General features: G+C 74.1%; 23 protein-coding genes and 2 pseudogenes. 16 read left to right on the plus strand and 9 right to left on the minus strand.

What is annotated here, in order from left to right; genetic code table 11:
• Positions 1–265: 265 nt before the first annotated feature.
• Complete coding sequence (locus QWJ13_RS18790; RefSeq protein ID WP_316525798.1) at positions 266–673, minus strand: hypothetical protein; 408 nt, start codon at positions 671–673, stop codon at positions 266–268.
• A 316-nt stretch (positions 674–989) separates the two neighbouring features.
• On the opposite strand from QWJ13_RS18790, the gene QWJ13_RS18795 reads away from it, so the two are divergent.
• From QWJ13_RS18795 to QWJ13_RS18805, 3 genes are all read left to right on the plus strand, one after another.
• Positions 990–1,751 carry a serine/threonine protein kinase gene (locus QWJ13_RS18795; protein ID WP_316525799.1) on the plus strand — a complete coding sequence of 254 codons (762 nt, stop codon included), beginning with the start codon at positions 990–992 and terminating at the stop codon, positions 1,749–1,751.
• Positions 1,748–3,253 (plus strand): serine/threonine-protein kinase, encoded by a 1,506-nt coding sequence (locus QWJ13_RS18800; protein ID WP_316525800.1) that lies wholly within the window; start codon positions 1,748–1,750, stop codon positions 3,251–3,253. Before QWJ13_RS18795 ends, QWJ13_RS18800 begins: the two co-directional genes overlap by 4 nt.
• A gap of 90 nt (positions 3,254–3,343) precedes the next feature.
• Complete coding sequence (locus QWJ13_RS18805; protein ID WP_316525801.1) at positions 3,344–4,444, plus strand: calcium:cation antiporter; 1,101 nt, start codon at positions 3,344–3,346, stop codon at positions 4,442–4,444.
• A 379-nt stretch (positions 4,445–4,823) separates the two neighbouring features.
• Here QWJ13_RS18805 and QWJ13_RS18810 read toward each other — a convergent pair whose 3' ends face one another.
• Complete coding sequence (locus QWJ13_RS18810) at positions 4,824–5,915, minus strand: LPXTG cell wall anchor domain-containing protein (protein WP_316525802.1); 1,092 nt, start codon at positions 5,913–5,915, stop codon at positions 4,824–4,826.
• Between the two features lie 433 nt (positions 5,916–6,348).
• Between QWJ13_RS18810 and QWJ13_RS18815 the strand changes: the two genes are divergently transcribed.
• From QWJ13_RS18815 to QWJ13_RS18825, 3 genes are all read left to right on the plus strand, one after another.
• Positions 6,349–7,692, plus strand: a complete 1,344-nt coding sequence (locus tag QWJ13_RS18815) for a geranylgeranyl reductase family protein (RefSeq protein ID WP_316525803.1) — start codon at positions 6,349–6,351, stop codon at positions 7,690–7,692.
• A 228-nt stretch (positions 7,693–7,920) separates the two neighbouring features.
• Positions 7,921–8,577, plus strand: coding sequence for a TNT domain-containing protein (locus QWJ13_RS18820; protein ID WP_316525804.1), 657 nt, complete (start codon positions 7,921–7,923; stop codon positions 8,575–8,577).
• A 71-nt stretch (positions 8,578–8,648) separates the two neighbouring features.
• Positions 8,649–9,242, plus strand: a complete 594-nt coding sequence (locus QWJ13_RS18825) for a GNAT family N-acetyltransferase (protein WP_316525805.1) — start codon at positions 8,649–8,651, stop codon at positions 9,240–9,242.
• Between the two features lie 10 nt (positions 9,243–9,252).
• Here QWJ13_RS18825 and QWJ13_RS18830 read toward each other — a convergent pair whose 3' ends face one another.
• Entirely contained in the window at positions 9,253–9,951 is a 699-nt protein-coding gene (locus QWJ13_RS18830) for a DUF4328 domain-containing protein (protein WP_316525806.1), read from the minus strand.
• A 123-nt stretch (positions 9,952–10,074) separates the two neighbouring features.
• Complete coding sequence (locus QWJ13_RS18835) at positions 10,075–10,308, minus strand: hypothetical protein (protein ID WP_316525807.1); 234 nt, start codon at positions 10,306–10,308, stop codon at positions 10,075–10,077.
• 192 nt (positions 10,309–10,500) lie between these two features.
• Here QWJ13_RS18835 and QWJ13_RS18840 point away from each other — a divergent pair, with 192 nt between their 5' ends.
• The 4 genes from QWJ13_RS18840 to QWJ13_RS18855 all read left to right on the plus strand — a co-directional run bounded on the left by QWJ13_RS18840 (position 10,501) and on the right by QWJ13_RS18855 (position 12,336).
• On the plus strand, positions 10,501–10,947 hold the full coding sequence (locus tag QWJ13_RS18840; protein WP_316525808.1) for an HAD family hydrolase: 447 nt from the start codon (positions 10,501–10,503) through the stop codon (positions 10,945–10,947).
• A 66-nt stretch (positions 10,948–11,013) separates the two neighbouring features.
• Complete coding sequence (locus tag QWJ13_RS18845; protein ID WP_316525809.1) at positions 11,014–11,442, plus strand: DUF3040 domain-containing protein; 429 nt, start codon at positions 11,014–11,016, stop codon at positions 11,440–11,442.
• 4 nt (positions 11,443–11,446) lie between these two features.
• Complete coding sequence (locus QWJ13_RS18850) at positions 11,447–11,743, plus strand: PRC-barrel domain containing protein (protein ID WP_316525810.1); 297 nt, start codon at positions 11,447–11,449, stop codon at positions 11,741–11,743.
• 11 nt (positions 11,744–11,754) lie between these two features.
• Positions 11,755–12,336 (plus strand): type 1 glutamine amidotransferase domain-containing protein, encoded by a 582-nt coding sequence (locus tag QWJ13_RS18855; protein WP_316525811.1) that lies wholly within the window; start codon positions 11,755–11,757, stop codon positions 12,334–12,336.
• 9 nt (positions 12,337–12,345) lie between these two features.
• Here QWJ13_RS18855 and QWJ13_RS18860 read toward each other — a convergent pair whose 3' ends face one another.
• From QWJ13_RS18860 to QWJ13_RS18870, 3 genes and pseudogenes are all read right to left on the minus strand, one after another.
• Complete coding sequence (locus tag QWJ13_RS18860) at positions 12,346–13,200, minus strand: ATP-dependent DNA ligase (protein WP_316526024.1); 855 nt, start codon at positions 13,198–13,200, stop codon at positions 12,346–12,348.
• Positions 13,201–13,293: 93 nt separating this feature from the next.
• Positions 13,294–14,163 (minus strand): annotated as a pseudogene (gene ligD, locus QWJ13_RS18865) (non-homologous end-joining DNA ligase); the annotation flags it as partial.
• 13 nt (positions 14,164–14,176) lie between these two features.
• The gene (locus QWJ13_RS18870; protein ID WP_316525813.1) at positions 14,177–14,611 is read right to left on the minus strand and encodes a VOC family protein; all 435 of its coding nucleotides are present in this window, start codon (positions 14,609–14,611) and stop codon (positions 14,177–14,179) included.
• A gap of 244 nt (positions 14,612–14,855) precedes the next feature.
• On the opposite strand from QWJ13_RS18870, the gene QWJ13_RS18875 reads away from it, so the two are divergent.
• Together QWJ13_RS18875 and QWJ13_RS18880 are read left to right on the plus strand one after the other, a co-directional pair.
• The gene (locus tag QWJ13_RS18875; protein WP_316525814.1) at positions 14,856–15,290 is read left to right on the plus strand and encodes a CBS domain-containing protein; all 435 of its coding nucleotides are present in this window, start codon (positions 14,856–14,858) and stop codon (positions 15,288–15,290) included.
• A 140-nt stretch (positions 15,291–15,430) separates the two neighbouring features.
• The gene (locus tag QWJ13_RS18880; protein ID WP_316525815.1) at positions 15,431–16,015 is read left to right on the plus strand and encodes a pyridoxamine 5'-phosphate oxidase family protein; all 585 of its coding nucleotides are present in this window, start codon (positions 15,431–15,433) and stop codon (positions 16,013–16,015) included.
• A gap of 77 nt (positions 16,016–16,092) precedes the next feature.
• On the opposite strand, the pseudogene QWJ13_RS18885 reads toward QWJ13_RS18880, so the two are convergent.
• A pseudogene (locus QWJ13_RS18885) lies at positions 16,093–16,416 on the minus strand (transglycosylase family protein); the annotation flags it as partial.
• 667 nt (positions 16,417–17,083) lie between these two features.
• On the opposite strand from QWJ13_RS18885, the gene QWJ13_RS18890 reads away from it, so the two are divergent.
• The 4 genes from QWJ13_RS18890 to QWJ13_RS18905 all read left to right on the plus strand — a co-directional run bounded on the left by QWJ13_RS18890 (position 17,084) and on the right by QWJ13_RS18905 (position 21,746).
• Positions 17,084–17,566 carry a universal stress protein gene (locus QWJ13_RS18890; protein ID WP_316526025.1) on the plus strand — a complete coding sequence of 161 codons (483 nt, stop codon included), beginning with the start codon at positions 17,084–17,086 and terminating at the stop codon, positions 17,564–17,566.
• An 88-nt stretch (positions 17,567–17,654) separates the two neighbouring features.
• Complete coding sequence (gene pdxR, locus QWJ13_RS18895; RefSeq protein WP_316525816.1) at positions 17,655–19,109, plus strand: MocR-like pyridoxine biosynthesis transcription factor PdxR; 1,455 nt, start codon at positions 17,655–17,657, stop codon at positions 19,107–19,109.
• Between the two features lie 184 nt (positions 19,110–19,293).
• Complete coding sequence (locus tag QWJ13_RS18900; protein WP_316525817.1) at positions 19,294–19,809, plus strand: hypothetical protein; 516 nt, start codon at positions 19,294–19,296, stop codon at positions 19,807–19,809.
• A gap of 530 nt (positions 19,810–20,339) precedes the next feature.
• Positions 20,340–21,746, plus strand: coding sequence for a family 2B encapsulin nanocompartment shell protein (locus tag QWJ13_RS18905; RefSeq protein WP_316525818.1), 1,407 nt, complete (start codon positions 20,340–20,342; stop codon positions 21,744–21,746).
• An 812-nt stretch (positions 21,747–22,558) separates the two neighbouring features.
• Here the strand turns inward: QWJ13_RS18905 and QWJ13_RS18910 are convergent.
• A complete protein-coding gene (locus tag QWJ13_RS18910; RefSeq protein ID WP_316525819.1) occupies positions 22,559–22,915 on the minus strand; it encodes a hypothetical protein in 357 nt (118 codons plus the stop codon).
• Between the last annotated feature and the right edge of the window lie 16 nt (positions 22,916–22,931).

Here is a 22,931-nt window from a genome sequence, read left to right on the forward strand (position 1 = left end):
GTCTAGACCTCCGAGGTCTAGACCAGTTTGCCGTGTAGGTGTGCCCCAGGTCCACCCGGGTCCGGTCCCCGGACGATCTTCCGCCTCACGCTCTTGTGCCTGGTGGGGACGGCGATCGGGGCCGGCCGTCGGGACGGGGGTGTCCCGGCGGTCGGCCCCGATGCCGGCCGTGCCTACTGCTTCCCGCTCCCCGGCCGTCCGGACGGCTGCCCGGTCGTTCGGACGGTGGGGGTGTGGCGGGCGCGATGCCTCAGCGGCGCCGCGCTCAGAACGGGTTGGTACAGGTGGTGGTCTGCTTGCTGACGTCCATCGCCGGGCCGGCGGTGGCGCAGATCATCCGGGGACCGCTGACGGCCACTCGCGCAGTGGTGGCCTTGGCGGAGCCGAACTGGACGGTGGTCGCGGAGGTGACCGTCTCCCACGGGCTGCCCCAGGCGGCCTGGGAGCGGATCTCGACCCGAACCATCGTCAACTGACCCGGGTCGGCGCTGACCTGGGCGATGCCCACGATGCCCTGGCCGTCGATCTGGTGCGAGACGCAGGGCTGGTTGAGCACCGTGGCGCAGACCGCGGTGTCCGTCCCGGACGTCGCCGTCGCGGCCACAGCCGGGGCCGCCACCAGGCCAGTTATCCCTGCCGCCACCATCGCCACAGCTGCGATCCGAGTGCGCATAATGCCGAACCTCCTTGGAAAGTAAGGGAATCTCACTCCTTGAGATGAGTGTTGCACACATCGTGGACTTCGTGCGTGTGCGCTGCGTCACACTCATGGTGACCGTTCAACTACCTGCTGCGACCGTTCGCCGAGTGTTCAGCGCGCGGACAACTTCCGTCCTGACGGAGGATCAACCGGTGGGGCGCGACGGGCGTGGCGGCAACTCCGGGACGCCTGAGAGGGGTTGGCGGCGCCCCGTCACTCGTCCGGGTGGCGGTTCGCCCGAGGGGCGAATCGGACGGATACCATCGATCCGATCCCACGGAGGTGCCGCGTGGACACGGTCATCGTGCAACTTCCCACCCCAGGGCCCGAGATGGCGCCCGGTGAAACCCCCCACCTGCTGCGGATGGGCCCCGGCGAGACCGCGGTGTTCGGACGCGGGGAGCCGGGCCGGCCGGCCCCCATCCCGCTGCCCGACCAGGGCGTCTCCCGGCGCGCGGGGGAGGTCGTCGCGGCCGAGGACTACTGGCGGCTGTCCAACTTCAGCACCTCGGCCACCTATGTGGTGGAGAACCTGGAGGGCGCGGGGGAGCACATCAAGGTGGCGCCCGGTCGGCTCGGCGCGCCCGTCCCGTTCGAGCTCTCCCGGGTGCTGCTGCCCGCCCTCGCCGGATCCGCCGCCTTCAAGGTCTTCGCCCCGCAGCACGCCTACCTCGACGGCGGGCCCGGCGGCGCCGACGGCGAGCACACCGTCAGCCCGTTCGCCCTGGACCCGACCGCCAAGTACTTCCTGGTCCTGCTCGCGCTCTGCGAGCCCCGGCTGCGCTCGCCCTCCGCCGCCGCCGTCCCCGGGGTGACCGAGGTGCTCGCCCGGCTGCGCGCCCTGCCCGGCTGCCGCGAGCTGAGCCGGTCGGCGGTGAACTACCACATCGACTACCTGGTGGAGACCAAACTGCGGCTGCGCGAGCCCTACGAGGAGGGGCCCGGCGGCGGCAAGCGCGAGGAGCTGGTCGCGCTGGCGCTCAGGTTCGACCTCGTCCGGGAGGAGCACCTGGCGCTGCTCCCGCCCCGGCGCGCGGCCGCCCGGCCGTGACGCCCGGCGCCCGACCCGGACCGGAGCCGTCCGCCGGCCCGCCCTTCGCCGTCCCGCCGGGCTACCCGATCGCCGGCTACCGGCTCGGCGCCTTCCTCGGCGCGGGCGCCTGGGGCAGCGTGCACGCCGCCGAGGGCCCGGACGGCTCCCCGGCCGCCGTCAAGATCCTCGGTTCGGCCCGGTTCAGCCCCGGCCAGCGCCGCACCGTGGCCCGGATGGCCCGCAGCGAACAGCGCTTCAGCCGCCGCGCCGACCACCCCCACCTGATCCGCACCCTCGCCGTGGCCACCGTCGAGGACCCGGACCACCCGGCCCTGGACGGCGCCGTCGCCCTGGTGATGGAACGCGCCGCCCGCAGCCTCCAGGACCTGCTGGCCGAGGCCCGCCCCGGCGCGGCGGTGCCCGGCGCCGAGCGCATCCTCACCGAGGTCTGCGCCGGACTGACCCACATGCACCGGGCCGGTTGGGTGCACGGGGACCTGAAACCGGCCAATATCCTGCTGATGCCCGACGGCACCGCCAAGATCGCCGACTTCGGCCTCACCGCCGAGCTGGAGGGCACCCACGCCTACGCCCCGCCGCTCGGCTCGCCCGACCACGTCCCGCCCGAGTGGTGGTCCCAGCGCACCGGCGCGCGCGGGGTCGCGGTGCGCCCCAGCGCCGACGTCTGGGCCTTCGGCGTGATCGCCCACCAGCTGCTCACCGGCGGCCTGCACCCCTTCCTCGGCGCCACCGCCCGGGCCCGCTCGCTGGCCGCCCAGGCGTACGCGCGCGGCGCCGCGCCGCTGCGGCTGGACGAGGCGCTGCCCGCGCGCTGGCGGGCCGTGGTCACCGCCTGCCTCGCCCCCGGGCAGCAGGAGCGGACCCGCACCGCGCTGGCCGTGCTGGTCGCCCGGGCCGCCGCCCGCCCGGCCCGGCGCCGTCGCGCCGCCGTCCGGACCGGGGCCGGCCTGCTGGCCGGGGGGCTCGCCGTGCTCGCCCTGGCCGGCGGGCCCGAGCCCGCCGGCCAGGGCGCCGCCCACCGCGCGGTGCCCCCGCTGCCCGGCGCGATCCCGGCCGACTCGGACGTCCCGGCGAATTACCGGGGCATGATCGAGACCGCGGCGCGGCGCTGTCCCGAGCCGGAGGTCACCCCGGTGCTGCTGGCCGCGATGCTGAAGGCGGAGAGCGGCTTCGATCCGAACGCCGCCCGCCCGGAGACCGGCGAGTACGGCATCGCCCTGTGGACGCCCTCCGTCTTCGAGGCCTGGGGCAAGGCCGCCACCCACCCCGGCCCCACGTCGTACTGGGACCCGGGCGACGCGATCGCGGCGATGGGCAACTACGCCTGCTGGCTCGACCAGCAGCTCAAGCACCGCGGTCTCACCCACGGCCTGCCCGGTCTGGTCGCGGCGGCCTACCGGACCAGCGACAAGACCGTGGCGGCCGCCGGGGGCGTCCCGGAGCGGGTTCAGCAACATGTCGACAAAGTGCTTCAGTACCTTCGTGACTACGGTGGGTGACTGCCGAAATGGGATGAGTTATGCCACATCCCTACGTATCCCGGCGCGGGCACCCGGGTGACGGGCCTCCGGTCTGGGATCCTCGGCGGCATGATCACGAAGTTCCGCGCGAACATCGCGCAATGGACCGTCGTCGTTCCGGTGGTGTCGTTCCTCGTCCTCGCCGTGACCTGGCACAAAGACCTGCCCGGCTGGGTGGTGGCCGTGGTGGCCTGCTTCCTGGTGGGCGCCGTGCTGGCCGCCGTGCACCACGCCGAGGTCATTGCGCACTGGTCGGGGGAGCCCTTCGGGTCCCTGGTCCTCGCGGTGGCGGTCACCGTGATCGAGGTCGCGCTGATCGTGACGCTGATGGCCGACGGCGGGGCGAAGTCCTCCACCCTGGCCAGGGACACCGTCTTCGCCGCGGTGATGATCACCTGCAACGGCATCCTCGGACTGTCCATCCTGGTCGCGGCGGTCAAGTACCGGACCGCCGTCTTCAACGCCGAGGGCACCGGCGCCGCGCTGGCCTGCATCGCCACCCTCGCGACCCTCAGCCTGGTGCTGCCGACCTTCACCACCAGCTCGCCGGGCCCCCAGTTCTCGACCACCCAGCTCACCTTCGCGGCCACCGCCTCGCTCGTCGTCTACGGGCTGTTCGTCGCCACCCAGACCGTCCGGCACCGGGACTACTTCCTGCCCGTCACCCCCGAGGGCCGGGTGCTGGCCGAGGAGGAGCACGCCTCCCCGCCCACCCTGCGGGCCGCCGGGGTAAGCCTGCTGATGCTCGCCGTCGCCCTGGTGTCGGTGGTCGGCCTCGCCAAGGGCGTGTCGCCGACGATCGAGACCGCGGTGGACAACGCCGGTCTGCCGCACGCCGTGGTCGGCGTGGTGATCGCCATGATGGTGCTGCTGCCGGAGACCATCGCGGCGCTGCGCGCGGCCGTCCGCAACCGGGTGCAGACCAGCCTCAACCTGGCCCTCGGCTCGGCGCTCGCCAGCATCGGCCTGACCATCCCGGCGGTCGCGATCGCCTCCAGCTGGCTCTCCGGCCCGCTCGTCCTCGGGCTCGACCCGGCGCACATGGTGCTGCTGAGCCTGACCATCGTGCTGCTCACCCTCACCGTCATCCCGCGCCGGGCGACCCCGCTCCAGGGCGCGGTGCACCTGGCGGTGCTGGCGGGGTATGTGGTGCTGGCACTGAACCCGTGAGGGCCCGCCGGCCGTAGTCGCAGGTGGAAGCCCCTGGCCCGTCGCCCCCGCGAGCCAGGGGCTTCCGGCGTTCCCGGGCCCGGGCGGGTGGTGCTGATGGTTCCTGTGGGACTGGTGATGCGGATGGTGAACCCGGGACGCGGCGCCGGCCGTGATACCGGGTGAGGGGCCCTGGCCCACCCCCGTGGCCAGGGCCCCTCGCCGTTCCCGGCGCGAGCGCCGACGAACCCTTCGAGGGGTGCGCGCCGGGGTGACGGTGAAAGCCCCCGGTACCGCAGCCGCTCGCGGGCCGGGGTGTAGCGCCTCGCCCCGGCAGGGGTCCGCGTGGGGGCGGAACCCTGCCGGGGCGGGTGCGTCAGCGTGTCGGTGTGTCGGTGTGTCAGGAGGTGCGGCGACGGCGGGCGTAGACCACCGCGCCCGCGCCGCCGACCAGCAGCACGGTGCCGGCGCCCGCGTAGAGCAGGGTGCCGTCGCTACCGGTGGTGGCCAGCTTCTTGCCGTCCGAGCCCGGGATCGGGGTGGGGACGCTGACCTTGTCGGGCTTGATCAGCGGCTGCTCCGGGTTGACCGGGGTCTCGGTGGAGGGCTTGTGTACCGGCACGGTGCCGGTCGGCGCGTCGGACGGGGCCGGGCTCGGGGCGCCGCTGGGGGCGGTGGTGGCCGGGGTGGTCGCCGGAGTGGTCGCCGGGACGGTGGGCTCCTCGCTGGCCGGAGCCGTCGGCGGGGCCGTCGTCGGAGCGGTGGTCGCCGGGGTGGTCGGGGTGGTGGTCGGCGGCAGCGGCTTCGGGGTGGTGGTCGGCGTCTCGGTGGGCGCCTCGGTCGGCTGCGGGCTCGGGCTGCCGGTCGGGCTCGCGCTGGCGCTCGGCGTGGCCGGAGTGGTCGCCGGGGTGGTCGCGGGAGTGGTCGCCGGGGTCGACGGGCTGTGGGACGGCACCGTGGACGGGCTGGTCGACGGCGTCTTCACCGGGGTCGGCGACACGGACGCCGAGGGCTTGCCGGTCGGGGTCGGGGTCTGCCCGCCGCAGTCGACCTTGAACACCTTGTGCTTGGGGTTGTTGAGCTCGGCGTCCTTCGGTAGCTGGCCGTTCACCAGCTCGACCGACTGCCAGTAGAGCTTGTAGTGCCCGTCCGGCAGGTGGATGTCCTCGGTCCGGACGTGGCCGTGCGGGTCGACCGGGATGTCGCCGTACGCGGCGAGGGTCTCGCCCTTGGGGCCGACGGTGGCGATCGCCCAGATCACGTCCTGGTTGGCGTCGAAGCCGAAGGAGTCCAGGTAGAAGGTGCACACCTTGGGCTCGTTGCGCACGTCCTCCTGGCCGGTGGCGGCATCGTGGATCTTGACGGTGCCGTTGTTGCCGGGGGCGCCGCCCTTGCCGCCCGCGACGGCGTGTGCGGCGGGGGCGAGCAGCAGGAGCGCGGCGGCGGTGGGGACGGCCACCAGGGAGCGCGCGGCGGTGGAGCGCAGGTGCATCGGTTGTCCATCGGGTACGGCAGGCCGGGACGGGCCTGGGCGGCGGGGAGGGAGCCTCCGGCCGCTGTTCGACGGGAGCCGGTGTTGCGCGACGGGGGCGGCACAACAGTTCCCGCAGTGGGAATCGCGACGCAAGGGAGGTTTGGCCGAAATGCATCGCTAACGGCGATTGGTCCGACTAGTTCATTGCAACGATCTGATTACCTGATTAGGGACGTTTGGCCTGGAGGGGGGCTGGTGGGACGGCCGGGCTCCGACCCCCGGCCCGGTGGGTGGCCCCGCGAGCCCACGGTGGCCGGTATTGACCGCTCAGCGGGCCGGCCTGCGTGTCGGGGCGGCGGGCCGGGGGCGGGGTTCTCTATCGTCCGTCCGGAGCCGCCGAGTCCGTGGACTCCGCCGTACGTGCAGCCGATCCGACCCGTGGGAGAGTGCGATGCCCGGCCCAGAGCAGACCGTCCGGCCCGAGCAGACCGTCCAGCCTGAAGAGGCCGCCCGGAGCGAGGAGGCCGCCCGGGCCGAGGAGAGCGCCGACGTCATCGTGGTCGGCGCCGGTCCGGCCGGCTCCACCGCCGCGGCCCACCTGGCCCGGACCGGACTGGACGTCCTGCTGCTGGAGAAGTCCGTCTTCCCCCGGGAGAAGGTCTGCGGGGACGGCCTCACCCCGCGTGCCGTCAAGCAGCTGACCGACCTCGGCGTCGACGTCTCCGAGGAGGCCGGCTGGCTGCACAACCGGGGTCTGCGACTGATCGCCGGGCACCGCTCGCTGGAGTTCGACTGGCCCGAGCTCTCCGCCTACCCCGGGTACGGACTGGTCCGGCGCCGCGCCGACTTCGACGAGCTGCTCGCCCGCAAGGCCGCCTCGTACGGTGCCCGGGTCGTCGAACACGCCAATGTGACGGGCCCGTTGCTGGACGAGCGGACCGGCCGGATCACCGGCGTCACCGCCAAGCTGGGCGAGGAGCGCCGGCCGGTGCGCTACCGGGCCCCGATCGTGGTCGCCGCCGACGGCAACTCCACCCGCCTGTCGGTGGCGATGAGGCGCTACCGCCGCACCGACCGGGCGATGGGCGTCGCCTACCGGACGTACTTCACCACCCCGCGCCACGACGACCGCTATCTGGAGGCCTGGCTCGACCTGCGCGACCCCCACGACCCGGCCCGGCGCCTGCTGCCCGGCTACGCCTGGGTGTTCGGGATGGGCGACGGCACCGCCAACGTCGGCCTCGGGGTCCTCGACACCGCCAAGACCGAGGTGGACTGGCGGGAACTGCTGCGCCGCTGGTGCGAGGGCCTGCCGCCGGAGTACAAGTACACCCCCGACGCGGTCACCGAGCCGATCCGCGGCGCCGCCCTGCCGATGGGCCTCAACCGCCAACCCCACTACGCGGACGGCCTGTTGCTGGTCGGTGACGCGGGCGGCACGGTCAGTCCGGGTACCGGTGAGGGCATCGCCTACGCGATGGAGTCCGGCCGCTACGCCGCCGAGACCATCGTCCAGGCCCTCGCCCGCCGCACCGACCGCGGCCGTGAGATCGCCCTGCGCGCCTACCCGCAGGCGCTGCGCTCCGCCTACGCGGGCTACTTCGCGCTCGGCCGCCTCGCCGCCGACCTGATGGGCCGCCCCAGGCTGCTCGGCGCGGCCGGGGCCGCCGGGCTCGGCAACCCGGCGCTGCTGAAGGTGGCGTTCCGGCTGATGGTCAACCTGACCGAGCCGAACTCCAAGGACGCCCTGGACCGGCTGCTCCACCTGCTCGGGCGGGTCGCCCCCGGGAGGTGACCCGTGACCCGGCGGCGCCGGACCGTCCATCCTCGCGGGTGGGCGGTTCCGGTGTCCCGGGTTCGGCTCATTCCGTTGAGTCGAACGAGCGGTCGGACTGATCATGTTGACGAATGATCAGATGATCCGATTGCCTGGTGTCGAACCAGCCACGGAGGGTGAACGCAACGCCCCTCCACGGCTGCCTCTTCGCCCCTTTCGACCGCTGACCCGTTCGACGGAGACACCGTGCGCCTTCGCCTTCGCCTGCTCGTCGCGCCGCTCGCCGCGGCCGCCGCCCTCACCGCCGTGACCGTGCCCGCCGCCGTCGCGGCCCCGGCGGCCACCCCCTCCGACCAGTGCTCCGCCGCCTTCCGCCACGACGACGCCCGCCTCGGCCCCGCCGACCTCCCGACCACCGGCCCGGTCGGCCGCCAGCTCGCCGGCTACCAGCGCACCGGCGGTGCGAGCGACCAGGCCTTCCTGGCGAAGTACTACGACCCGGCCGGCAACGGTGGCAACGGCGGCTGGATATACCCGCCGTCCGACGGCTACGCGACCCTGCCCGACGGCAGCCCGATCGAGTTCGAGCTCACGCTGTACCCCAACCAGAACATCGACCGCTACGGCAGCGAGTACGGCGCCTACCTCGCCCCCGAAGGACTGCCCTACGCCAACCGCGCGCTCCCGCCGCAGAGCCTGGACAGCACCCCGCCGGCCGCCTGCAACTACCACGACTACAAGGTGGTCAAGGCCTTCACGGTGCACGCCGGCCCGATCGCGCCGTGGTTCAACCAGCCCGGCTGGGGCCTCCAGTACCAGCTCGACGGCACCCTGCTGCCCGGCGGCCCGGCCAAGCCGAACGTGCTCTGGCTGGTGGAGAACGGGTACCTGGCCCGGATCTGACGTACGGAAGTGGCGGCCCCCGCACCGGAATTCGCTGGCGGGTGCGGGGGCCCGGGGGATAGGAAGGCCGGATGACCACCACGGACACCGACCGACGCCTCTTCCGCCGCACCGTCCTCGACCTCGGCGACGCCCTGCTGCGCCCGTTCGGGCCCGACCTCGACGTCGCTGGCGGCATCGGGCCCGCCCTGCTCGCCGCCTCGGCCGATCCGGCCGTCGCCCGCTGGAGCCCGCTCGGCGCCGACGGCCCGGTGGTGCCCGAGACCTACCTCGCCCGCAGCGACAAGTGGTGGGCCGAGGGCACCGCGGCCACCTTCGCGATCATCGACGCCGCCGACGGCAGCCTGTGCGGCAACACGTACCTGGGGTGGACCAACCGGGACGACGGCATCGCCATGATCGGCTACTGGCTGCTCGCCGCCGCCCGAGGCCGGGGCCTGGCCACCCGGGCCACGACCGCCGTCACCCGCTGGGCGGCGGAGCACGCAGGCGTCCGCCGTTTCGAGCTGTACCACGCCGTCGCCAACGGGGACTCCTGTCGGGTCGCCGAGCGGGCAGGCTTCCCGTACGAGGGCACCCTGCGCGGCTCCTACACCTACGACGGGAGCGTCTACGTGGACGAGCACCTGCACGCCCGGCTGGCCTCGGACCCCTTCACCGACTGAGCGCCCGCCGTCAGCCCCAGACGGTCGCGCCGTGGACCGCGTACGCCCGGCCGGCGTTCTCGGTGAACCGCTTCTCCTGCATCGCGGTCAGCCGGTGGACGAGGACGATGGCGAGGCCCGCCGACACCAGCTCCACCAGGTCGGAGACGATCAGCCAGACGACGGCCTCCTGATAGGTGTCCGCATACTCCGCCGAACTCTCGTACTCGCTGCCGAGGCGGCCGATCAGGTTGGTGAGCACGAAGGAGGCCCACCAGAGGTTGAGCAGCGGCTGGGCGTGCGGCAAGCGCACGCCGGACTCGTCCGGCCGGGCGGAGGCCCGCCAGATGTCGGCCGTGATCTGCCAGGGGAACCAGAGGGCGACGATGGGGATGATCCAGCCCCAGATCGCCCAGCCGCGCTTGAATCGGTGCCCACGCGGGTCGAAGACCTCGGCGTTCACCCGGACCCGGTGGAACCAGGAGATGAAGGTGACCATCGAGACCAGCAGGACCAGCAGGTGGACCACGCCGATGTTGCCGTAGAGGTCGGTCACGTCCAACAGCGCGGAGGCGTCGGACAGTTCGGTGTCACCGAGCCTGCCGGCCTCCGCGTACGCGAGGAATCCCGTCCCGAGCGAGACCAGGCTCATGGCGGCGCACACGCCGAGCAGAACGGTGGCGGCGATGGCGCTCGATCTGGGCGAGCAGTAGACAGCGGGATGGGACATCGGGGAGGTGCTCCTGGACTGATACCAATGTGATGGAGCGCCACCCTAGGGCCGGCGGGCCGGGCCTGACCAGTTCGTGATTCGGACCCGCACCGTGCGGTGCCGCCAAGGCGTCCGGGTGCCTCAGTGCGGAAGCCGGCGGGCCGGCCGGTCGTGGATCGCGCGCAGCCACGGCTCCCGGACGGCGGGCAGCCGGGCCAGCCGGTGGAGCAGCAGCCGCCGGTCCGGCTCGAACAGGTGCGGCGGCCGCAGCGGCAGGGGGTCGTCCCGCTCGACGCCCGCGGGCAGCCGGCCGACGGCCCGCAGCTCCGGCAGGGCCAGGTACGTCCACACCTCGGCGGCCGGCGGGACGGGCACGGCGCCCCCGGACGGCTGCCACCCGGCGCCCGTCCGGGGGTGGCGGGGCACCAGCGCGATGTCCGGACCGGCCCCCGTCCCCGGGCCCGGCGGCAGGCCCCGGCGGGTTCCGCGCGCTGCGCGCGGGCGGGGGAGCGGCCTAACCTGGAAGGGCGCGTTTCGGTGCGTCGCCCGTGAACGGGAACGGTGGCCATGACGGTGATCTCGGCGGCTCTCTTCGGTACCGACTGGTGGCAGCCGGCGCTGCCCGGTGGTGCCGAGCTGCTGCGCGAGTGCGCCGCCCGGGGGTGGACGGTCGTGCTGACCGGGCCGGGCCCGGCCGGGGCACCGGCGCTGAGCGTGGCGGACCCCGGGGGCGACCCGGTGCGGGCCGCGCTGGACCTGGTGGACGGCAGGCCCTCCCACGCCGTCGCCGTCGCCGGGAGCGTGCGCGAGGTACGGGCGGCGCGGCGGGCCGGGGTGCCGTGCGTCGCCCTGGTGGCGGGCCGGGACACCGGTCCGGAGCTGCGGGCGGCGGGTGCGGCCGAGGTCCACCGCGATGCCGCCGCGCTGCTGAGCGTCCTGGACGACAGCCTGCTCGCCCGCCCCCGGGCCTTCGGGCCCGTCGGCGCCGCAACGGGCGGTACCGGGAACGGTTAGCGCCTGCCCGTACCGGGAAACCGCCCCGGTGCGAACACGTCACCGGAAGTGTCGGAGGTGACCGAGATGGACGGACCCGCGTTGAGCGGACGGGAGCGGCGGCTCCTTGAGGAGATCGAGTCCGATCTGCGCCAGGACACACGGCTCGACCGGAAGTTGAGCACGATGGGCGCCAAGCCGCCTGGCAAGGTCCGGAGCGTGTTGCGAGCCGTCGGGAAGCGGCTCTCGGCGGGGGTGGTGGTGACCGCCCTGGTGATGACGGCGATCTGCCTCGGCGTGGGCGTACGGACCCCGGTCACCTCCGTCCTGGTCGCGCTCGGCGTGGTCTGGGCGGCCACGGTGGCGGCCGCGGTCGCCACCTCCGAACTGCTGCGCCGCCGCGGCGCGGCCCACGGCGGCCACCCCGAACCCGTGGACCCGACGGAGACCCGGGATCGGGACCAGGAGCGTCGGGAGCGCCGCGAACGGCGGCCCTGGGACAGACCGGAGGCGTGAAGCGATGACCACCGACCTGTGGGAGCACCGCCCGGGCTCCCACTCCGCTGCCGACGTCACCCTGGTCGGGTACGAGGTGCACGCCACCGACGGCCCGGTCGGCCGGGTCGAACAGGACGCCGGGGACCACCTGCTGGTCGACGCCCAGCCCTGGGTGCCGGGCGCCCGGGTGCTCGTCCCGGCCGGTCTGGTCGCCCGGCTCGACCACCTCGACCGCGCCCTCCACCTCGACTGCCCGCGCGCCAGGCTCAGCACCGCCCCGCCCGCGGCCGTCGACCTGACCTCCCCGCACCCGCGCTGAGGGCCCGCGCCATGGGCTGGCCGTCCACCACGCTCACCGGCCGGACGATTGCCTTCCTGGTCGCGCCGTACGGGGCCGAGCAGATCGAACTGACCGACCCCTGGCAGGCGGTCGCCGAGTCCGGCGGCACCCCGCGGCTGCTGTCCACCGCCGAGGGCCGGGTCCAGGCCGTCCGGCACCGCGCCCCGGGTGACACCTTCGCCGTGGACGCCCTGGTCGCCGACGCCGATCCGGCCGACTACGACGGGCTGGTCCTGCCCGGCGGCGTCGCCAACCCCGACCGGCTGCGCCTGGACCGCTCGGCGGTCGCCTTCGTGCACGCCTGCTGCGCCTCCGGCCGCCCGGTCGCGGCGATCTGCCACGCGGCCTGGACGCTGATCGAGGCCGACGCGGTGCGCGGCCGCACCCTCACCTCCTGGCCCAGCCTGCGCACCGACCTGGTCAACGCCGGCGCCCACTGGGTGGACGAGCCGGTCCACGTCTGCCACGACGGCCCCGGGCCGCTGGTGACCAGCCGCAAGCCGGCCGATCTGTCGCTGTTCGACGACGCCTTCGTGACGGAGTTCGCCCACGCGGGGCAGCGCCGGCGGTGACGGAGGCCGTCAGTCGCCGCGCAGCCGGACGAAGGTGGCGGCGGGTGGGCGGCCGGTGAGGGTGAGTTCGGCGCGCAGCGGGGCGGTCAGCGGGTGGACCGGGCCGTGGTCCGGGTCCGTGCTCGGCGGGCCGAGCAGTGGGCGGGCCACCTCGGCGACCTCGCGGGACTGGACCGGGGTGAGCCGCGGGGTGGTCAGGAACACCCGCCCGTCGTCGAGCTGGAGGATCAGCGCGTGCGGGTGGGCGGCCGGGCCGGTGACGGCCCGCACGGTGGCGTCGAGGGTGTCGCCGCGCCGGTACTTGACCCAGACCCGGCCCGCGCCGCGCGGCCGGTACGGGGCGGCGGCGGCCTTGCAGACCAGGCCCTCCACCCCGGTGTCGGCGAGCCGCTCCATCCACTCCAGCGCCTCGGCCCGGTCCGTGGTGGCCAGCACCGGCTGGATCGGCGGCGGGACATCGGCCAGGGCGGCGAGCAGCAGCCGTCGGCGGTCGGTGAGCGGCAGCCGCCGGACGTCCCGGCCGGGCAGCGCCAGCAGGTCGAAGGCGATCAGCCCGAGCGCCACCTCCGGGGCGGCGGCGCGGGCCTGGCGGGTGTGCAGCAGCTCGCCGAAGGCGAACCGGCCGTCCCGCCAGGCGACCAGCTCGGCGTCCAGCACCAGCCCCTCGGGCAGCCGGGCGACGGCGGCGGCGATCGGCGGGAACTCGGGGGCCAGGTCGCGGCCGCTGCGGGACTGGAGGTACGCGGGCCGGGAGCCCCGGGCGAAGGCGACGCAGCGGAAGCCGTCCAGTTTCAGTTCGTACTGCACGCCCCCGCCGCCCAGGCCGTCGGCGGGCGGCACGGCGGTGGCGGCGGCCGGGCGCATCACCTCGACGGGCGGGTGGAGCACCTGCCGCGCCGCGGGTGCCGGCCTCGTCGCCGCCGGCGCACCGGCCTGGCCCGCAGCCGAGGGCGCGCCGGGCAGCGGCCGGGCCCGCTCGGGGTCCAGCAGCGGGGCGAGCAGGTCGCCGTGCGCGGCCAGCCGGTCGGGGACCTCGGCGAGCGTGAACACCAGGTCCGGTTCGGCGCCGGCCCGCTCCAGCTCGGCCCAGGCCAGCGGGGTGGAGACGGTCGGCAGCGGGCGGGCCCGCAGGGTGTACGGCGCGGCGGTGGTCTTCTTGGCGTTGTTCTGCGACCAGTCGACCAGCACCCGGCCCCGGCGCCGGGCCTTGGCCATGGTGTGCACCACCAGGTCGGGGTGCTCGGCCTCCAGCGCGGCGGCCAGCGCCTTCGCGTACCCGGAGACCCGGGTGCTGGGCGTGGGCTCGATCGGGACCAGCAGGTGCAGGCCCTTGGACCCGGAGGTCTTCACCCAGGCCGCCAGGCCGTCCGCGGCGAGGCGCTCGCGCAGCAGCAGCGCGACCGTGCGGCAGGTGAGCAGGTCCGCTCCCTCGCCGGGGTCGAGGTCCAGCACCAGCCGGTCGGCGAGGGCGGGCGCGGCCGCGTGCCACTGCGGGACGTGCAGCTCCAGGCAGCCCAGGTTGGCGAGCGCCAGCAGGGCCGCGCCGTCCTCCAGCACCACCTGGCGCAGCTCGCCGGTGTTGCTCGGCACGTCGACGGTGCGCACCCAGTCCGGGGTGCCGGGCGGCGGGTTCTTGGCGACGAACACCTCCGCCTCGACGCCGTCCGGGCAGCGCAGGAAGGAGACCGGGCGGTCGCGCAGGTGGGGGAGCAGCGCGGTGTGCACGGCGGCGTAGTAGCGCAGCACCTCGCCCTTGGGGGTGCCGGTGCGCGGGTAGTAGACCTTGTCGAGGTGGGAGAGGGCGAGGGCGCGCCCGTCCACCGTCATCTGGGGCACGGCCTCACTCCTGCGGGCGGGTGGCCGGCCTGGGGGTGCCCGGGTAGGTGCCGAAGTACCAGCGGTTGCCCTCCGGGTCGGCGGCGGCGAAGTCGCGCGAGCCGTAGTCGGTCTCGTACGGCCCGGTGGTGATCCGGGCCCCGGCGGCCACCGCCCGGGCGTGCACGGTGTCCGGGTCGGCGGTGACCACGTACGCGGTGAAGCAGCCCGGTCGGCCCGGCCAGGGTTCGGCGCCCTCGGGGCTCTCTCGGTCGGAGCCGAGCATCACGCCGCCGCCCTCGGGCCAGGCGAGTTCGGCGTGGGTGACGAGCTCGCCCTCGGTGTAGCGGACGACCTCCCGGAAGCCGAAGGCGTCGACCAGGAAGCGGATCAGGGCGGGGGCGTCGGTGGCGCGCAGGGTGGGCCAGACCTGCGGGGCGGGGGTCTCGGTGGCGTCCATGGCTCACTCACTCCTCGGGAGGCGGGTCGCTGTGCCGGTTGCGCTACCTCCCACTCTGCGTCCGCCGCTGACCGCCCGCCGACCGCCCGCAGGGCGCGGGCGCAGCGGTCGCGGGCGGCGGCGGGGTTGCTTATGGTGAGGGCGCGGTCACACACCCCTCCCCGCCCCTGACGGCGGGAGCCGGGAGCACCGCCGGGGGGATGCGGGGGGACAGCCGGGGGGAACCACCGACGAAGGAGTCCCCGTGACCACTGCCCGAGACATCATGCACACCGGTGCCCAGTGCATCGGCGCCCACCAGACGCTGGAGGAGGCCGCGCGGATGATGCGCGACAAGCACGTGGGCGCGCTGCCGATCTGCGGCGACGACCAGAAGCTCAAGGGCATCATCACCGACCGAGACATCGTGCTGCGATGTATCGCGGAGGGCAAGGACCCGGCCAAGATGACGGCCATGGAGCTGTCCGGCCACCTGCACTGCGTGCGGGCCGACGACACCATGGAGATGGTGCTGCGCAAGATGGAGCAGCACCAGATCCGGCGGATCCCGGTGATCGACGGGGAGCGGCTGGTCGGCATGATCAGCGAGGCCGACCTGGCGATGGGCCACCGGGACGGCCAGCGGCTGACCGATCAGCAGATCATCGAGTTCATGGACAGCGTCTACATGAAGCACTGACCGGTCGGCGCCGCCGGTGCCCGTCCCCGCCCATGACCGGCCGGTCCCTCCCACCGGCCGGTCCCCGTGTTCCGGCCGGGCCCGTCCCGGGATCCGGGCCCTCCTTCCCGTCGGACGGGGAGCTTGGCAGAATCGCGCCCATGGGAAAGCAGTACGAAAGCATCGATGGCAGGCTGCGCCAGTTCATCGAACGCCAGCCGGTCTACTTCGTGGCCACCGCCCCGCTGGCCGCCGACGGGCACGTCAACCTCTCTCCCAAGGGACGGTCGGGGACCCTCGTGGTGATCGACGAGCTCACCCTCGCCTACCTGGACTTCGGCGGCTCGCAGGCCGAGACCGTCGCCCACCTGCGGGAGAACGGCCGGATCACCCTGATGTTCTGCGCCTTCGAAGGCCCGCCGACCGTGGTGCGGGTGCACGGGCACGGTGAGCCGGTCTTCCGCGACGACCCGCGGTTCGCCGAGCTGCTCGGCCACTTCGACCCGACCGCCGACGGTTCCGGGCTGCGGGCGATCGTGCTGGTCAAGGCCGAGAGGGTCAGCGACTCCTGCGGGTACGCGGTGCCGTTCATGGAGTACCGCGCCGACCGGGACCTGCACGCCCAGTACTTCGACCGCAAGGACGAGGAGGAGTTCGGCGCCTACTGCGCGCGCAAGCCGCTGGTCGGCACCAGCATCGACGGCCTGCCCGCGATCCCGCTGCCGCTCCCGGCCCGGTCGTCCTGACGAACGGCCGTCGCCGGAACGCGACGAGGCCGCCGCACCCCGGGTGGGGTGCGGCGGCCTCGTGGCGCGCGGCCTTACTTGGTCAGACCGGCCTTGACGGAGCAGACCGGCCAGGCGCCGGGGCCCTGGGCGGCGAGGACCTTCTCACCGATGGCGATCTGCTGGTCCTTGGTGGCCTGGTGGGCCTGCGGGGCGTACGCGGTGCCACCGAAGGCGGCCCAGGTGCTGGAGGTGAACTGGAGGCCGCCGTAGAAGCCGTTGCCGGAGTTGACGGCCCAGTTGCCGGTCGCCTCGCAGGCGGCGACCTTGTCCCAGACCGAAGCCGGCGCGGCGGACGCGCCGGTGGCCGTGACGAGGCCGGCGACCGGCAGGGCGGTGAGCGCCCCGGCCATCAGAGCCATCCGGACGCGGTTGCGACGCTTCGGGGTGGCAGTGGTGGTGGCAGCGGCAGTCTCGTTACGGAAGGTCATGGGTTTCCTTTCGGAGGAGTCTGCGAGCGCGCGGAACCAGGCCCTCGGAAGGCCGTCGGTTTCGGGGACACGTCACTCGCGTGGTCCGGCACCGTTGCGCTCGGGGGCCTGGGGCCCGGCCGGAGCGAATCGCTCGGTGCAACGGGTTCGAAGTTACGGGGGTGGTCGTGGCGGTTTCAAGGATTCGAAGGTTTAGCCACGTCAGAGGGCTGTTACCGATGGTAAGAATCAAGGAAATGTGCTGTTTTCGCCCGATTTGCACCCATTTCCAAGATCAAAATAGCCCCGGAAGTGGCCCGCGCCACTGCGAGGCCGCCCAGGAACCCCTGTGAGGCCGCCCACACGGTCGACGGAGCGTGACGATCGGCCCGCCGCCGGTACCGGTTCCGTCGCCCCGGCCGCCCGCCCGGGTGGTCCGCACCACAGCGCTCACCCGGAGTGCCCCCTGCCGTCACTCCCGGTGTCGGGTGGGCATAGCCTCGGCCCCATGAGCAACGAGAACGATGCGGCGGACACGGCGGACCAGGGAGAGGTCGACGCCGGTACGGGCGGGGCGGCGGACGCCGGCTCGGGGCGGGCGGCCACCGCCGGGGCGCCGATCGGCGCCGGGCGGCACGAGGCCGCGCCCGCGCCCACGGGGTTCGAGCTGGGCACCGACGGCCCCAAGGTGGTGCTGGCCGGCCTGGACGGCTCCGACTCCTCCTGGCGCGCCACCGCCTACGCCGCCGGCCTGGCCCGCCGGCAGGGCGCCGTCCTCGCCGTGGCGTACATCCAGCCGATCCTCGGCGCCGCGACCGCCCTGGCCGGGGCCGCGGTGGAGGAGACCACCCAGGAGATCGCCGAGGAACTGCTGGCGGCGCTGCGCGAGGCCGAGCACCGGGTGCGCGAGGTGTGGCGGGTGGACTGGCAGTTCCTGACCATGCGCGGCGACCCGTACACCGGGCTCGCCAAGCTCGCGGACGAGCTGCGCGCCGACGCCGTGGTGGTCGGCGTCTCCGAGCAGGCCGGGCACAAGGTGATCGGCTCGGTGGCGGTCCGGCTGGTGAAGGCGGGCCGCTGGCCGGTCACCGTCGTTCCGTAGGGCCCCTCTCCCGCTGGACCCGAGGACCCGTCCCCCTATAAGGAGGCGCGGGCGGGCCCGCTCGGGGCGGCGGGTAGGGTGCGTGACCATGACGGACACGCGGGGCACGCACCCCTCCGGGCCCGCCCACCCGACCGGCCACGACCTGCACCTCGACCTCCCCGCCACCGGTGGCCGCAGAGCCGCCCTGATGGCGGCCCTGCGCGAGGCGATCCGCAGCGGCAGACTCGCCCCCGGCACCCGACTGCCGCCCTACCGCGCCCTCGCCGCCGACCTCGGCCTGGCCCGCAACACCGCCGCCGAGGCCTACGCCGAACTCGTCGCCGAGGGCTGGCTCACCGCCCGGCAGGGCTCCGGCACCACCGTCGCCGAACGGGCCGACCCCGCCCCGTCCACCCGGGCCCGCCGCCCCTCGCGCCGGCCGGGGCCCGCCCACGACCTGCGCCAGGGCCGGCCGGACGCCGCCTCCTTCCCGCGCACCGCCTGGCTCGCCGCCGCCCGCCGGGCCCTCACCGCCGCCCCCAACGAGGCCTTCGGGCCCGGCGATCCGCACGGCCGGCGCGAACTGCGCACCGTCCTCGCCGACTACCTCGCCCGCGCCCGAGGGGTGCGCACCGACCCCGACCGGATCGTCATCTGCTCCGGCTTCGCCCACGCGCTGCGGCTGCTCTTCGATGGCGCCCTGCCCGCCCTGCCGCCCGCCGAGCACGGCCCGCTGGCCGTCGAGGCGTACGGGCTGGGCTTCCACCGGGAGCTGCTGGCCGCCGCCGGAGTCGCCACCGTGCCACTGCCGATCGACGAACACGGCGCCCGAGCGGGCGAGTTGGCGCGGCACCCGGAGGTCCGTACCGCACTGCTCACCCCCGCCCACCAGTTCCCCACCGGCGGTCCGCTGCACCCGGGCCGGCGCGCCGCCGTGGTCGACTGGGCGCGCGGACGCGGCGGGCTGGTGCTGGAGGACGACTACGACGGCGAGTTCCGCTACGACCGCCAGCCGGTCGGCGCCGTCCAGGGGCTCGACCCGGAACGGGTGGTCTACCTCGGCAGCGCCAGCAAGAGCCTGACCCCCGCGCTGCGGCTCGGCTGGATGGTGCTGCCCGACCACCTGGTGGACCGGGTGCTCGCCGCCAAGGGCGAACGCGAGGGCTGGGCCAGCGCCCTGGAGCAGCTGACCCTCGCCGAGTTCATCGACTCCGGCGGCTACGACCGGCACGTGCGCCGGATGCGCCGCCGCTACCGGGACCGCCGTGACCAGCTGGTGGCCGCGCTCGCCGACCGCGCCCCGCACGTGGCGGTGTCCGGCATCGCGGCCGGCCTGCACGCGGTGCTGCGCCTGGAGCCGGGCACCGAACGCTCGGTGCTCAAGGCCGCCGCCTACCGGGGCCTGGCCGTCGAGGGGCTCGCCGACTACCGGCACCCGGCGATCGACGAGGCGGCGATGCCGGCCGTCGACGGCCTGGTGGTCGGCTATGCCACGCCACCGGACCACGCCTACCCGGCGGCGCTCGGCGCGCTCTGCGACATCCTGCCGCCATCCGCCTGAGGGGGATCCCCGGGGCCCGGGGGCGTCCTCAGGCGGGCGGCGGCGAAGCATAGGCCCCCGGGCGGGCCGGCGGGGGCGGAACGAGAGCGGCCGGTTCACGGTGTCCGCCCGCCGCTGCTGCGTCGGTACGGACCCGGGCCGAGGAGGGCAACCTCGGCGATGGCGGCGCCTACGCTCCTTGGTCATGCGCAGAACACCTTTGAGCCGCGCCGCGTTCGCCGCGTGCCCGGCCCTCGTCGTCGGTCTGCTCCTGTCCGCCGCCCCCGCCGCCCGGGCCGACACCCCGCTGCCCCTCACGGCCGTCTCCGACAAGCAGACGACCGTCCGGGGCGGCGAGTTCACGCTCACGCTGACGCTCACCAATCCGTACGACACCCCGATCCAGTTCGTCTACCAGAGCGTCCAGGAGACCTACGGCACCAGTTTGCAGAGCGGCCTCAAGTTCGCCGCGACCGCCTGCGGCACCCAGACCAACGGGTGCAGCGACAACGTCCACGGCGGCATCGCCCGCTACAACGTGCCGCTCGCCCCCGGCGCCAGCAGCGCCTTCACGGTGACGTACGCCGTCGCGCCCGACTCGGCCTGCGGCCCCGCCACCCGGATCGACTTCTACTCCTACCTGTACTACGAGTACAGCGGCGGCGAGTCCAACAACTCGGGCATCGTCAACGTCCCCGGCACCCAGGTCGCCTGTGCCTGATCCGGCGGCACGGTAGGTGCCGTCCGCGTCCCCTCCCCGGTGCGGCTCCCCACTGCGCACCCCCGTTCACCCGTCAGATGCCGGCGTCCCCCGTGCCGGCATCTGACGGGCCGTTCGCGTTGCCGTCCGCGTGGGGTGCGCCATGCGGATCGTGTCGCCGGGACGGTGTGCCGGGTTGACGCCGGGCGGCGGCCGTCGGGGCCGCTCGGCGGACCGCGGCCGGGGCCGGAAGGCCTTGGGGGGTACGGGGGTCGCGGGGGCGAACGGATGTTCCTCCAGTCCCTGAGGTGATGCGGGCGGACCGGGCGAGATTCACCCTATCGGGGGGTAGTCGGCCGCCGTGCGGGCCCGGCCGGGCCTTGGTGATCTAGGGTTCCGGATGGGCCGCCGGGAGACGGCGGCCGCACTTCGCGCACATCGCCAACGCCCCCACCATCACGCGGATCTGATGATCCGTCATGGCATGCGCCCGGGCGGGCCGGTATGCCCCTGGGCGCGTGACCCGACCACAGGAATGGAGACCACTGCCGATGACCGTGGACACGAGCCCGGAGGCAGTGCAGGCCAAGCAGCAGAGCCTTGCGACGGCCGCCGCACGGAACCTTGCCACCACGACCAAGTCCGCACCGCAGATGCAGGAGATCACCTCCCGCTGGCTGCTCAAGGTGCTGCCCTGGGTCCAGGCGGCCGGTGGCGCCTACCGAGTCAACCGCCGGCTCACCTACACCGTCGGCAACGGCGTGGTGGAGTTCATCAAGACCGGCTCCCAGGTCCGGGTGATCCCGGACGAGCTGGGCGAGCTGGCCCTGCTGCGCGGCTACGAGGACGAGGACGTCCTCACCGCGCTGGCCGACCGCTGCCAGCAGCGGGACTTCGGCCCCGGCGAGGTGCTCACCACCCAGGGCGAGCCCGCCGACCGGATCTTCCTGATCGCCCACGGCAAGATCAACAAGATCGGCACCGGCAAGTACGGCGACGAGACCGTGGTCGGCGTGGCCGGCGACGGCGACCGGTTCGGCGACGACGCGCTGCTGAACCCCGACGCCACCTGGGAGTTCACCGCCAAGACCGCCACCTCCGGGGTCGCCCTGACGCTGACCCGGTCGGACTTCGCCGCCATCCGGGACAACGCCCCCAGCCTCCAGGAGCACCTCCAGAGCTTCCTGGCGCTGCCGCTCCAGGCGCAGAACGAGCGCGGCGAGGCCGAGATCGCCATGTCGGCCGGCCACCACGGCGAGTACGAGCTGCCCGGCGCCTTCGTGGACTACGAGCTCAGGCCGCGCGAGTACGAGCTGAGCGTCGCGCAGACCGTTCTGAAGGTCCACACCCGCGTCGCGGACCTCTACAACCAGCCGATGAACCAGACCGAGCACCAGCTGCGGCTGACCATCGAGGCGCTGCGCGAGCGCCAGGAGCACGAGATCGTCAACAACCCGGAGTTCGGCCTGCTCAACAACGCCGACTTCGACCAGCGCATCCAGACCCACTCCGGCCCGCCCACCCCGGACGACCTGGACGAGCTGCTCAACCGCCGCCGTGACCCCGACTACCTGCTCGCCCACCCGCGGACCATCGCCGCGATCGGCCGGGAGTTCAACGCCCGTGGGCTGTACCCCACCCACGTCGACCTCGGCGGGCAGCAGGTGCCGGCCTGGCGCGGGGTACCGATCCTGCCCTGCAACAAGATCCCGGTCACCAAGGAGAACACGAGCTCGATCATCGTGATCCGTACCGGCGAGGACAACCAGGGCGTCATCGGCCTGCACCAGACCGGAATCCCGGACGAGTACCAGCCGTCGCTGTCGGTCCGCTTCATGGGCATCGACGAGAAGGCGATCATCTCGTACCTGGTCAGCGCCTACTACTCGGCCGCCATCCTGGTGCCGGACGCGGTCGGCGTGCTGGAGAACGTGGAGATCGCGCACCGCCGCAACTGAGCGCGCAAAACAGCGGGCGCGGGCCGTAACCGGTCGGCGCGAAGATCGTTCGACCTGATGACGGACGGCCTGCCCCCGAGGGCGGGCCGTCCGCCTGAGCGTCTTTGATCACTTCTGGTCGTACGCGATGGACTTTCTGTCGGGGATTCGATCGAGATTGACCCTCCTGCCTGATCTGCCCGTCCTTCCCGAGAGGTGTGTGGAACCATGCCCCAGCGTCGGCAGATCCGCCGGATACCGCCCGGCGGCGGGGGCGCGGCCCCCGGGCGGCGGGTGCGGCTGATCGGCGCGTCGGTCGGCGTGGTCGCGATCTGCGTGCTGGTCGGCAGAGCGTCCGCGTCCGGCGTCGGGCAGCACCTCGTCGGATACCCGCACGGCCCGATCGCGGACACCTGCGTGTGCACCGACACCGATGTGTCGGTGGCGGTGCGGCCGGACGGTCAGGTGAGCGTGGGCGTCGGGGTGGACGTCCAGGTCGGGGTGAGCATCGCGCCGAGCTTCGGCTCGGGGCACCACCTGCCCAAGCCCCCGCACTGGCACCACCCCTGCCACTCGCCCACGGCCACCGCGTGGCCAACCCCGCACTTCCCCTCGGTCACCCCGCACCTGCCCTCGCCGACGGTGCACCTTCCTTCGTCCATCCCGCACTTCCCGTCGCCCACGCGCCCGAAGAAGCCGGGGGCGCAGAGCGCGTCCGGCCGGCCGACCGCGGGGACAGCCGGCCCCGGGCAGGGCAGTTCCGGGCACGGTGGTGACGGTCACGAGGGCGACGAGCACGGTGACCACGGTTGGCACCACCACCACCATCACCATCACCACCCGTACCCCTGCACCAGTCCGAGCCCCAGCCCGAGCCCGACGCCGACTCCCACCGCCACGCATTCGCCGCCTCCGTCGCACACACCCAGCCCGTCACCGACGCCCACGCCAACCCCGACTCCGACGCCCACACTCTCACCGACTCCCACGCCCACGCCCACGCCGTCACCCACCCCGAGCCCGACGCCCACGCCGTCGCCGAGCCCGAGTCCCAGCCCGTCGCCGAGCCCGAGCCCGAGCCCGAGTCCGTCGCCGTCGCCAAGCCCGAGCCCCAGTGCGACTCCCACGCCGACGCCGACGCCGACGCCGTCGCCGAGCCCGCCGTCACCCAGCCCGACGCCGGCACCCACCCCGCCGCCCGTGTCA

Origin of the sequence: Kitasatospora brasiliensis, from assembly GCF_032654805.1 — a bacterium.
GTDB classification, from domain to species: Bacteria; Actinomycetota; Actinomycetes; order Streptomycetales; family Streptomycetaceae; genus Kitasatospora; species Kitasatospora brasiliensis.